The sequence below is a fragment of the Gordonia sp. PDNC005 genome, from assembly GCF_016919385.1.
Lineage (GTDB): Bacteria > Actinomycetota > Actinomycetes > Mycobacteriales > Mycobacteriaceae > Gordonia.
Genome location: NZ_CP070351.1, coordinates 2,779,612 through 2,791,625 on the forward strand (window position 1 = coordinate 2,779,612; position 12,014 = coordinate 2,791,625).

The 12,014-nt window shown below is 66.1% G+C and carries 10 protein-coding genes; 4 read left to right on the top strand and 6 right to left on the bottom strand.

Annotated elements, in window-relative coordinates; genetic code table 11:
* Positions 1-76 precede the first annotated feature (76 nt).
* Positions 77-1,945: a YhgE/Pip family protein gene (locus JVX90_RS13280; protein ID WP_205329216.1), complete on the top strand. Its 1,869-nt coding sequence runs from the start codon at positions 77-79 to the stop codon at positions 1,943-1,945.
* A gap of 6 nt (positions 1,946-1,951) precedes the next feature.
* Here the strand turns inward: JVX90_RS13280 and JVX90_RS13285 are convergent, their stop codons facing one another.
* A complete protein-coding gene (locus JVX90_RS13285; RefSeq protein ID WP_205329217.1) occupies positions 1,952-3,010 on the bottom strand; it encodes a PDZ domain-containing protein in 1,059 nt (352 codons plus the stop codon).
* Positions 3,011-3,082: 72 nt separating this feature from the next.
* Between JVX90_RS13285 and JVX90_RS13290 the strand changes: the two genes are divergently transcribed.
* From JVX90_RS13290 to JVX90_RS13300, 3 genes are all read left to right on the top strand, one after another.
* Positions 3,083-4,435: a zinc-dependent metalloprotease gene (locus JVX90_RS13290; RefSeq protein ID WP_205329218.1), complete on the top strand. Its 1,353-nt coding sequence runs from the start codon at positions 3,083-3,085 to the stop codon at positions 4,433-4,435.
* A gap of 179 nt (positions 4,436-4,614) precedes the next feature.
* Positions 4,615-5,460 (top strand): hypothetical protein, encoded by an 846-nt coding sequence (locus JVX90_RS13295; RefSeq protein WP_205329219.1) that lies wholly within the window; start codon positions 4,615-4,617, stop codon positions 5,458-5,460.
* 42 nt (positions 5,461-5,502) lie between these two features.
* A complete protein-coding gene (locus JVX90_RS13300; RefSeq protein ID WP_205329220.1) occupies positions 5,503-6,816 on the top strand; it encodes an AarF/UbiB family protein in 1,314 nt (437 codons plus the stop codon).
* Between the two features lie 240 nt (positions 6,817-7,056).
* On the opposite strand, the gene JVX90_RS13305 is transcribed toward JVX90_RS13300, so the two are convergent.
* The 5 genes from JVX90_RS13305 to JVX90_RS13325 all read right to left on the bottom strand — a co-directional run bounded on the left by JVX90_RS13305 (position 7,057) and on the right by JVX90_RS13325 (position 12,013).
* The gene (locus tag JVX90_RS13305) at positions 7,057-7,341 is read right to left on the bottom strand and encodes a WhiB family transcriptional regulator (protein ID WP_205329221.1); all 285 of its coding nucleotides are present in this window, start codon (positions 7,339-7,341) and stop codon (positions 7,057-7,059) included.
* A 373-nt stretch (positions 7,342-7,714) separates the two neighbouring features.
* Complete coding sequence (locus JVX90_RS13310; protein ID WP_205332421.1) at positions 7,715-9,712, bottom strand: ATP-dependent DNA helicase UvrD2; 1,998 nt, start codon at positions 9,710-9,712, stop codon at positions 7,715-7,717.
* A 72-nt stretch (positions 9,713-9,784) separates the two neighbouring features.
* Positions 9,785-10,042 carry a mycoredoxin gene (locus JVX90_RS13315; RefSeq protein WP_205329222.1) on the bottom strand — a complete coding sequence of 86 codons (258 nt, stop codon included), beginning with the start codon at positions 10,040-10,042 and terminating at the stop codon, positions 9,785-9,787.
* Positions 10,043-10,052: 10 nt separating this feature from the next.
* Positions 10,053-10,952, bottom strand: a complete 900-nt coding sequence (nudC, locus tag JVX90_RS13320; protein ID WP_205329223.1) for an NAD(+) diphosphatase — start codon at positions 10,950-10,952, stop codon at positions 10,053-10,055.
* Positions 10,952-12,013, bottom strand: coding sequence for a potassium channel family protein (locus tag JVX90_RS13325; protein ID WP_205329224.1), 1,062 nt, complete (start codon positions 12,011-12,013; stop codon positions 10,952-10,954). Before JVX90_RS13325 ends, nudC begins: the two co-directional genes overlap by 1 nt.
* Position 12,014 lies beyond the last annotated feature (1 nt).

A 12,014-nucleotide genomic window follows, 5' to 3' on the forward strand; every position in this document is an offset into this window, starting at 1 on the left:
AGTGTCTTCCGGCGCCCCACTTCTATCGATAGCGTCTGCTCCATTTACTTGATCGAACGATCAACTGGGAGTGGACGTGACATTCGAAGATCCGGCGACACAAGAGCCCGCGCCGAGCAGACCGTGGCATGACAGCCGCATTCGACGAGCATTGCTGGCGATCGTCGTGACGGTGCCGCTGGTGTTCGCAGCCGTCTTCATGTGGGCGATGTGGGATCCGACCGACACTCTCGAAGACATGCCGGTCGCCCTGGTCAACAACGACATCCCCGCCGGAGCAGGCGCCGACCGCCTCGCGGCCGGCGACGAAGTGGCCAAGACTCTGCTCGACTCGGGCGCGCTCAAGTTCGACGCAGTCGACTCCGCCACCGCCAATGCCGGGCTCGCCGCAGGGGACTACTACTTCGTCGTCTCGATCCCGAGCAACTTCAGCACCACCCTGTCCGGCATCGGCGGTAAGACCACCGCACCCGCGCTCATCTCGGTCACCTACAACGACAACAACACACTCCTCGCGTCGAGCATCGGCGACAGTGTGATGACCGCGATCCGGGCCGAAGTCGTCAAAGGGACCGCAGGAAGCAGCGTCAAGACCGTCGTCGCAGGTCTCGACGAGTTGAGCTCGGGGATCCGGGAGGCCGCGACCGGTTCCGGACAGTTGCACGACGGAACGAGCGAACTGTCCGCAGGTGCCTCTGAACTGGCGAAGGGCCTGCAGAACGAACTCGTCCCCGGCACCGCCGAAGCCGCCGACGGTGGACGCCAATTGGCCGACGGCACGGGCCAGTTGTCCTCCGGGCTCACCGAGCTGCAGGCCGGCACCGATGAACTCGGCGCCGGAGCAACCGAACTGGCCGACGGAATCGAATCCATCGTCGGCGGCGTGGACGCGAAAGGAATCGCCGCACAACTCGCTGCGCTCAAACGTGCACTCCCAAACGATCCGTCCCTGCGCGGCCTGATCGACGAACTCACCGGCGTCGTTGACGGTCTGGCGCAACTCTCCTCGGGCAGCCGCGAGATCGCGAACCAGCTCACCGATCCCAACGCCGACTACCGGTCGGGCGTCAACCAGCTCGTGGCCGGCTCGGCCGAACTCAACAGCGGCGCGAACGAACTGAGCGCCGGACTCGGCGAACTCAACGCGGGTGCGCAGGAGGCGGCGACCGGTGCCGCGCAACTCGCCGACGGCGCGAATCAGCTCGACGCGGGCGCAGGCGAGCTGTCGGCAGGCCTGTCCGACGGTGCCCGACAGGCGCCCGAACTGGGCGACGACGTCGCGCAACAGTCACTGGCCGATCTGCTCGCAACCCCGGTGGACACCAAGGCGTCGAACCTCGCCGCAGCCCAATTCAACGGACCCGGAGCAGCACCGCTGTTGCTGGTCCTGCTGACTGCGCTCGTCCCGCTGATCGTTTTCATGTGCTGCAAGCCACTTCGCGCCTCCGCGAGCCAGCCCCGCCGCATGAACCTGCACACCTGGCTCCGCCGAGTCGCATTCGTGGGTGGAGTCAGCCTTCTCGCGAGTGCCGCGTGCACGGCGGCGGTGTGGGTGGCCCTCAGCCCGTCACCTGATCCCGCCGAGTTGGGCAAGACACTGCTGATGGTGGCCGCCGCAACCCTCATGCACACAGCGGTCATCGCCGTCATGTTCGCGATCGGCGGCTACGTCGTCGGAGCGGTGACCGCGCTGGCCGGGATCATGCTGCAGATGTTCACCTTCGGCGGCGTCTGGATGATCGAGACCGTTCCGGGACTGCTGAAATGGCTTAACCCGGTCATGCCGATGACCTACGTCCGAGACGGATTCATCAGCTCGTTCAACGGTTCCCCCGGCTTCTGGACCGCGCTCGTGATCGTGGTCTGCATCGGGCTCGTCGCGACCGGCGTCCACCTGCTGCTGGTCCGTGAACGTGCACCGCGGGCGAGTTCACAGCCAGCCTAGGCTCGCTCAGCAGTGTGGGCGGGGCTTGTCCGTGCCCACGGTGCCGAGCGCGTCGAGCGCACCGGACAGCGTGTCGACCTTCACCAGTTCGACACCGTCCGGCGCGTCGGCCGCCGCCAGCGAGCAGTTGGCGGCCGGAACGAGGAACATCGTCGCGCCCGCGTCCTTCGCGGCACGGATCTTGTGGTCGATACCGCCGATCTCGCCCACCTTGCCCGACGGATCAATCGTCCCGGTGCCCGCGATGAACTCGCCGTGCGACAGGTCGCCCGGAGTCATCTGATCGATGATCGACAGCGTCATCATCAGACCCGCAGACGGACCGCCGATACTGCCGACATCGAACTTGATCTCCTTCGACGGATCCGCGGGAACCGACCGCATGGTGACACCGAGAAACGGACGATCCTTGTCGTCCGGCCGCGGCGCCAGGGTCACCGCCGAGGTCTGCTGCTTCCCGTCACGCACGAACACCACGTCGACGACGTCGCCGGGCTTGTGCCTCCCGAGAACTGCCGACATCTGCTCCATCGTCGCCACGGGTGCACCGCCCACCGACAGAATGCGGTCGTCGTCCTTCAAGACTCCTTTCGCCGGAGACTTGTCCGACACCGAGGTGACCCCGACGGCCGTCGGGAGCTTCAGGTGATTCCAAGCGGCGAGCACCGCGTTGTCCTCGGAACCCGACATCTGCGCCTGATTCTGCTGACGTACCTCATCGTCGCTCTGGTCCGGCGGGAAGTACGACTCTCGCGGCTGCACTTCGTACGACGGCGACAGCCACTTCCCGAGCGCCTCGAACAGCGTGAGACCGTCGTACAGGGAGACGGTCGTCAGGTTGAGATTGCCCTTCGGCGCCGGGTCCACTCCACCGACCACCTGCACCACGCGCACCTGTTTGCCCGACTCCTCGGACTGATGCATGCCCAGGGTGTTGACGGTCGGGCCGGGTCCGAGCGCGACGTACGGCACCCTGACCATCAGGCCGAGACAGATGAAGACGGCCAGCAACGCCACTGCGACATAGATCGTGATCACGCGGCGGCGGGTGAGGTTGCTCGTCATCTGGATCAGGGTAGTCGGCGTTGCGAGTCATGACCCGCCGGGAGGTGCACACATCCCGGTACCGTGGAGCACATGAACGATCTCCCCTTCGGATTCTCGGCGTCCGGCAACGACGACGGTCGTGACGACAACGGTCAGAACCCCGGCGTGCCCGGCGGGTTCGACCCGAACATGCTCGGCCAGCTGTTCAACCAGCTCGGCTCCATGTTCAGCGGAATGGGCTCGGGGATGACCCCCGGCGGCAACGGTTCCGGTCCGGTCAACTACGAGGTCGCCGCCAACCTGGCACGGCAGCAGATCGGCAACTTCACCCCGATGCTCGCCAAGGAGGAGTCGGCGGTGGCCGACGCCGTCCGGCTCGCCGAAGTGTGGCTCGACGAACAGACGACGCTGCCCGCCGGAATCACGACGACGGCGGCGTGGACGCCCGTCGACTGGCTCGAGAACACGATGCCGACATGGCGCACGCTGTGCGACCCGGTCGCCGAGCAGATGGCCCGCAGCATGACCGACGGCCTACCTGACGAAGCGAAGTCGATGGCGGGGCCGATGATCGGCATCCTCGGCCAGATGAGCGGCAGCATGTACGGCAGCCAACTCGGTCAAGGCCTGGGAACTCTCGCAAAGGATGTCCTGACATCCACCGACATCGGATTGCCACTCGCGCCGACGACCACCGGTGTGCTGCTCCCCGAGGCGATCGCACGCTTCTCCGAAGGCCTCGACCTGCCCGCCCAGGAGATCGTCGTGTTCCTCGCCGCCCGCGAGGCCGCACACGTCCGCCTCTTCACACACGTCCCGTGGCTCAAGCAGCGTCTCCTCGCCACTGTCGAGGAGTACGCGCGCGGGATCCGGATCGACTTCAGCGGCATGCAGAACCTCGCCGAAGGCATCGACCCGCAACAGTTGTTCAGCGACCCGTCCAAGATGGAAGAGCTGATGGGATCGGCTGCGGCGTTCGAACCGCAGACCACACCCGAGCAGCAAGCAGCCCTCGCTCGCCTGGAAACTCTCCTCGCACTCATCGAGGGATGGGTCGAGACCGTCGTCAGCAACGCGCTGTCGGACCGCATCCCGAGCACGGCGGCGCTCACCGAGACGATGCGCCGTCGTCGAGCGACCGGAGGGCCGGCCGAGCAGACGTTCGCCACCCTCATCGGCCTCGATCTACGTCCCCGTAAGCTCCGGGAAGCCGCAGACCTGTGGCGAAAGCTCACCGACGCATCCGACGTGACGGTCCGCGACGGTGTCTGGGGCCACCCCGACCTCCTGCCCGACGGCGAGGACATCGACTCCCCCGCCGCGTTCATCGACCGAGTGATCGGCGGCGACTCGTCCCTCGACGACGCGATCGCCGAACTGGAACGCAGCCTGGCACAGGACGATGAGAACCCCGACGACAAGGGCGACGACACATCCCGCTGAGCATAGACACGCTCGTGTACCTCAAAACTCAGGACTGAGGTCGAAACTCGAGGGAATACTGCCCTCGAGTGCCCGTATCGATACTGAGTTTGGGGGCGCGTCCGAGTCGGTGAACCAGCGGGTTCGTGCCTGTGGAATTCGTGGTCGACGAAATCGGACAAGGGTGACATCGTGACGGCATGACGGCCACCGTGAACGCCCCCGACCTACCGGTTCTCCTGCCGGGGGTACCAGTTCTCGCGCGACGAGACTCGTGTGTGCAGGTCGGGTGCGATCCAGGCAGCGCGATCCTGATCGACGTCGACCGCGACGTCGACACCCGGACCGTCGCGACACTGCTTCAATCCCTGCGCCAGCCCACGGACTATCGATCGATTGCGCGCACCGTACGGGCGATCGGCCTCGACGCCCGGACGTTCCGCTCCATACTCGACCGTCTGGTCGCAGCCGGGCAGGCCGCTCGACCCGACGGGCCACCCACGCTGACAGTGCCGGTCCACATCCTGGGGCGCGGCGACGTCGCCCGCGAACTCACCAAGTCTCTGACCGACGCTGACATGACAGTCGACGAGGTACCGACGACCGGCCTCATCGTGATCGCAGATCAACCCGTGCCCGATCCACGACTCACCCGACTGCTCATGGCGGCACGCCTGCCGCACCTCCCCGTCCACCTGCGCGACGGCATCGGCGTGGTGGGACCGCTCGTCCTGCCCGGAACGTCGAGTTGCCTGCGGTGCGCCGACCTCCACCGGACCGACTTCGATCCACAGTGGCCGATCGTCGCCGCAAGCCTGCTCGACCTCATCGGGCACGCTGCTCCGGCAGTCCTGCGCGCCACCGTCGCCATCGCCCACGGTCAGATCGACGAGATCACCACGATGCTTACCTCGTCGTCGCGTGCCCGACCGAGCCTCGTCGAACGAAGCCTCGAGTACAGCAGCGGTCCCTCGCGGCTCGAGGCTCACTCACGACCCGTTCACCCTCGCTGCGGTTGCGGTGCCGACCCGATCACACAGGTGTAGGTCAGAGCCGTCCACTATCCTCGACAGAGGGGAAAGGACACCATGAGCGAGATCACCCGCGGCCAAGGCCGACGCAACGCGAAACTGGCTGCACTGCCGCTCGGCATGGCAGGCCGCGCCGTCGGCGGATTCGGCAAACGCATGACCGGCAAGAGCAAAGACGAAGTGAACGCCGAGCTCATGAACAAGACCGCCGAGCAACTGTTCGCAGTCCTCGGCGAGCTCAAGGGCGGAGCCATGAAAGTTGGGCAGGCCCTCTCCATCATGGAGGCCGCCATTCCCGACGAGTTCGGCGAGCCGTTCCGCGAAGCGCTCACCAAACTGCAGGCCGAAGCGCCGCCGATGCCGGCGAAGACCGTGCACAAAGTCCTCGACCAACAGCTCGGGACCCGCTGGCGCGAACGCTTCCAAGAGTTCAACGACCAACCCGCCGCGTCCGCCAGCATCGGCCAGGTCCACAAAGGCGTGTGGAAAGACGGCCGCACCGTCGCCGTCAAAGTCCAGTACCCGGGTGCCGATCACGCCCTCAAAGCCGACCTCAAGACACTCAGTCGCATGTCCGGCCTCATTCAGAAACTCTCACCCGGCACCGACGTCAAAGGCATGTTCGACGAGCTGATCGATCGGACCGAAGACGAGCTCGACTACATCGGCGAAGCCGACAACCAGCGAGCATTCGCGAAGGCGTTCGACGGCGACCCCGACTTCGTGATCCCCAAGGTGATCGCCAGCGCGCCCAAGGTGATCGTCTCCGAATGGGTGGAAGGCCGACGCCTCTCACAAATAATCACCGACGGCACCCAAGAAGAACGCAACGCCGCCGCGACCAAGATGACCACGTTCGAAGTCAGTTCCCCGTCCCGCGTCGGTCTGCTCCACGGCGACCCGCACCCGGGCAACTTCTTCGTTCTCGACGACGGCCGTTTCGGCGTCCTCGACTTCGGCGCAATCGGCCACTACCCCGACGGACTGCCGGCCAAAACCGGCCCGATCCTCGCCCTGGCACGGGACAAGAAGTACGACGAACTCCGCGACCTCATGGTCGAAGCGGACTTCATCCGCGCGTCACACGCCGACCGAGTCACACCGGACGACCTCGCCAAGTATCTCCAGCCCTACGTCGACCCGCTGTACAACGACACATTCCACTTCACTCGCAAGTGGTTGCAGCGGGCCGCGGGCAAGGCGACAGACCTGTCCGGCGACGTCTACAAGACGTCCCGCAACCTCAACGTCCCCCGCGAATACGTGATGGTGTTCCGAGTCCTCATCGGCTGTGTCGGCATCGCCGCACAGCTCAACGCCGAAGCGCCGTATCGGGAGATCATGGCGGAGTGGGTTCCCGGTATCGCCTGACCTTCTCTGGCGTTCCGCTGAACGCATAGTGCGGTGGGGCGGGTGGTATCGGTTTGTTCAGCAGTCCTCGCGGGCTCGCCTATCGGCTCGCGCGCTGCGGAGGGCTCTCAAACCGATACCACCCGCCCCACCGCGCTTCGCAGCTCGTCTCCGTTGCGATCAGTCGCCATTCGGTCATGCGCGAGAAAGAACGTGCGCTCGGCCGAACGACGAAGACTGGGGTGGGCATCGCGGGCCAACTCAGGCGACCGCGTTCTTGCGCGGACGGCCACGGGGACGTTTGCGTGCGATCACGACTCCCCCGTCGAAGATCTCGCCTCCCCAGACGCCCCACGGCTCGGCGCGCTCGAGAGCGAGTTCGAGGCACTGAGCCCGGAGCGGGCAGGACGTGCAGAGAGCCTTCGCCTCTTCGAGGAGGTTCGGCTGGTCAGCGAACCAGAGATCGGCGTCGCCGCTCTGGCAGGGGAGCTCAACAGCTCTTCGCCTGGTGGTGTCGATGGTGGGCGGAAGGGTGGAGATACTCATGAAGTCGGGCTTTCTCATCGGAAGATGAACGGGTGTTTCGAATGAACCCCGGCCGACTCGACCTCAATTGTCGAGAAAGGCCACGGTTCGCGTTTCGCGATTCGCCGTGGCCTCGAGAATTCCGAGCTAGTAGTCGAACTAGCCTTGTCGGAACGGCTGTCGACAGCCTGGACGGGTCACGGGGAATCGCCGGCGCGCTCGCGCCACTGCTCCTGCTGGCGCTGCTGCTTCTGCCAAACGCCAATGCACTGCAATCACGTTGATCGACTCCCTTCCGTTCCAGGTCTCCACCACACGCCGAGATGGGCGTGTCACTTACTCGCACTACTCTAGGTGCGCGTACCGATACGCACAACTTATTTTCTACCTGCGGTTATGCACCGCCGAGCCCTCTGTCGACAGCGTCGAGAACCTCCTGCCCGATGACGTCGACCCGCTCGGAGCCAAAACCGCGGATGGCGAGGAGTTCGGACATGTCAACGGGCAGCTCGGTCGCGATGGTCCGGAGCATCGCCTCGCTGAGGACGTTGGCAGGCATGATGTCGTTGCGATCGGCGAAGTCTTTCCGCCAAGCACGGAGACTGCGGAACACGTCCTTGTCGGGCTCCTGCCGCGGCTCATCGCGCATGTCGACAGGCACGGGCAGGACTCCGTCGAGGAAGCGTGAACGCTTGCGGGTGGCACGCCGACCGTCGCCCCGCGACAGGCTCCACGACAAATGCAGATGCTCGCGGGCTCGGGTCACACCGACGTAGAAGAGCCTGCGCTCCTCCTCCACCTCGTCCTGCGTACCGGTAGCGCGGCCCAGCGGAACCGACCCCTCGTGGAGCCCGGTGAGGAACACCGCGTCCCATTCGAGGCCCTTGGCCGCGTGCATCGACGACAGGGTGACGCCGTCGATTGTCGGTGCGTGCCGGTTCTTCGATCTCGTGTCGAGTTCCCGGACGACAGAGGCGAAGTCGGCGCCCGGCTTTTCCGCGACGACGGTCTCCGCGAGTTCAACGAGTCGCAGCAATTGCTGCCAGCGGGCCTTCGCGTTGGCGCCCGCGGGCTCGGCGTCGGTGAGCCCGACCGCGGCGAGCGCACGCCGCACCGCGTCGATCACCGGCATCGGCGGCGGCGCGCCCTCGGCGAGAGCCACGAGCCGGCGCATGCCCGCGGCGATCTCCGGTCGCGAGAAGAAGCCCTGGTCGCCGCGGACCTGGTAGTCGATGCCCGCCGCAGACAGTTCTTCCTCATATTGCTCCGACTGCGCGTTCACGCGGTACAGGATGGCGATCTCGGTGGCAGGCACTCCGGCCCGCAGCAGCTTCTTCACCTCACCGACGACGGTCCCGACCTCGGTCGCCTCGTCCTCGTTCTCGGAGAACACCGGTGCCGGTCCCGAATCGCGTTGCCCCACGAGTCGGAGCCTTGTCCCGGCGATACGACCGCTGGCCTTGCCGATCACGTTGTTGGCGAGTTCGACGACCTCGGGCGTCGACCGGTAGTCCCGCTGCAGGCGAACGAGAGTGGCGTCGGGGAACCGCCGGGTGAAGTTCAACAGGTGATCGGGGGTGGCGCCGGTGAAACTGTAGATGGTCTGATTCGCGTCACCGACGACTGTCAGGTCGTCCCGGTCGCCGAGCCACGCGTCGAGCAGGTTCTGTTGGATCGGGGTGACGTCTTGGTATTCGTCGACGACAAAACTCCGGTACCGAGAGCGGAACTCGTCGGCGATCGCCGGCTCGGACTGCAGAATCGCGGTGGTGAAGATGATCAGATCCTCGAAGTCGAGGAGGCGGACGCCGTCGTACGATGCCTTCGTGTCCTCGTATGCCGCGAATATCTGCGCAACGGTCCGCGCGTCGGTCGGGAGGTCGCGGTGGCCGGTCTTGGCGGCCTCGACGTAGGCCGCAGGACCGATGTCCGACGATTTGGCCCACTCGATCTCCGACGCCAGATCTCGCATCAGGTCGCGGTCTGCGGAGTCGAGTCCAGCATCGCGGGCGACGCGAGCCACCAGCCGGAACTTGTGGTCGAGCAGTTCCCACTGCGTCGATCCCATGACGTTGGGCCAGAAGTACCTCAGTTGTCGCAGAGCCGCCGCGTGGAATGTCTGGGCGACGACGGTGCCCCCCGGCCCCGAGACTCCTAGTCCGGCGAGTCGTTCACGCATCTCGGCCGCGGCTCGTGCGGTGAAGGTCACGGCGAGCACCTGGCTCGGATTGACCTGTCCGGATTCGATGAGGTGCGCGATTCGACGCGTGATGGTCCGAGTCTTGCCTGTGCCCGCACCTGCGAGCACACACACCGGCCCACGCGGGGCCGTCACCGCCTCCAACTGCTCGGGGTCGAGGCCCGCGAGCGCACCCGTCTCAAACGTCGTCATCACCACGCAGACACGATCTCACGAGGGTCTGACAGATTGGACGACCCGCCGATCATCGAGCAGGAAGGCGCGTCAGAGCAGTCCGAGCTTGGACATGACCTCGCCGACAGCGGGATTGGTGGCGGTGGAGCCGTCACCGTAGAGAGCCGTCGGGACGACGTGGTTGCCGTTGTTGACGCTCCCGACGAATTCGGCGGCGTCGGGATTCGCCTCGATGTCGATCTCGGTGTACTCGACGTTGTTCCGGTCCAGGCCCGCCTTCAGCCTGTTGCAGAACGGGCACCAGGTGGTCGTGTACAGCGTGAGAGCGGGGTTCGCGACGTCGGTCATGGTGACGAATCTACCGTGGCGCGTGAGCCCAGGCCTCGATGAGGCTCCGCGCTATCGAGATCGACGCGGGCAGCATGAGCCGGACGCCGGGATCGTCCACGCCCCAGTCGGCGCGACGTTCGAGCGCGGCGAGCACGTCGTCGCGATGGAACCACTGTGCGTCGGCGAGCTCGCCGTCGTGGAACACCAGCGGTTCGGACGGATCGGCGACTGCTTCGAAGCCCAGCATCAACGAGCGCGGGAAGGGCCACGGTTGCGACCCCAGATACCGAGGAGCAGTGACGGTGATGCCCGCTTCTTCGGCGACTTCGCGTTGCACACACTGCTCGAGCGATTCACCCGGTTCGACGAACCCGGCAAGCGTTGAGAACCACTTGTCCGGCCACACCGCCTGGCGGCCGAGCAGCACCCTGTCGGCACCGTCGTGGATCACCATGATGACGGCGGGATCGGTGCGCGGGAACTCGTCGCCCGCATCGGTCCGCAGGATCCAGCCGCCGTTCGCGGTGGTCACCGGCTTCCCGTCCACTGGGGAGAAGCGGGCCGCGCGATGCCAGTTGAGCATGCCGACCGCAGTCGCGAGCATGCCGGCCTCGTCGTGCGACAGCAGGTGAGCACCGGTCCGAGCATCAGCGGAGTCGCCCGTCACCTCCTCGACGCGGATCGCCCACCGATGACTGCCGACGACACCGACGAACACGGCGTCCGGCGGCGGCTCGGCTCCGGTGGCCGACGTCCACGCGAGGGCGCTGTCGCCCGTCACGGGATAGCGACCCTTGTGGTCGATGTGTAGGACCTGCGCGTTCGCCCATCCGGAAACGAGCGCCTCGGGATTCTTGCGGATCTCGTCGCCTCGATCGAACTCACCGCGGGAGAGCATCGGCGGTTCGATGAACTCGAACGAGGCCATCAGGCCGGTCCACCCTGGCGGACGTACAGCAGGCGGTCGCCCGCTTCGATCTCCTCCACCTCGGGCTCACCGACCCGGTACAGCTTGCCTTCCCGCACCACGCCGAGCACCAGGTCCTTCGTGTGCGCAGGCGAGCCTCCGGTCTCCGACGGCTCCACTTCACGCTCGGCGATCGCGTATCCCTCCTCCGGGCTGAGGAGGTCTTCGACCACTTCCACGACCGACGGGGTGATCGTCGCGATGCCCAGGAGCCGGCCCGCGGTCTCCGACGACACGACGACGGAATTCGCGCCGGACTGCCGCATCAGGTGTGTGTTCTCCGCTTCGCGAATGGACGCGACGATCTTGGCGCGAGGATTGATCTCACGCGCGGTGAGCGTCGCGAGGACGGCGGTGTCGTCACGGTTGGCGGCGATGACGATCGCCGACGCGTACTGGACTCCGGCGAGGCGTAGGACGTCGGACTTCGTGGCGTCACCGCGGACGGTGACCAGACCGTGCGCGCCGGCGGCTTCGAGGGCGGCGGGATCGTTGTCGACGACCACGATGTCGGCGGGCTTGCCGCCGTCGGCGATGACCGCGTCGACGGCCGTACGGCCCTTGGTGCCGTAGCCGACGACGATGGTGTGGTTACGCACGCGGTTTCTCCAGTTCTGGATCTTGATGGCCTGCCGCGACCGCTCGGTCAGCACCTCGAGGGTGGTACCGATCAGGACGATCAGGAAGAGCACGCGCAGCGGCGTGATGAAGACGACGTTGATCAGTCGTGCCGACTCGGTGACCGGCGTGACGTCGCCGTATCCCGTGGTCGACAGGGTGACGGCCGAATAGTAGAGGGCGTCGAGATAACTGAGCGGCGACTCCTTGACGTCGCGGTAGCCGTCTCGGTCCAGGTAGACGACGATCGAGCAGACGAACAGCGCGATCAGCGCCCAGAGGACTCGCCGCCCGATCGCACGCGCCGGGCTCTTCTCGATCTCGGGGATCCGGACGACGCCGACGAGCGCGTAGTCGGGCTCGTCCACGAGGCCGCCTTTCCGGCGGCGCAGTCGTTTACGCACA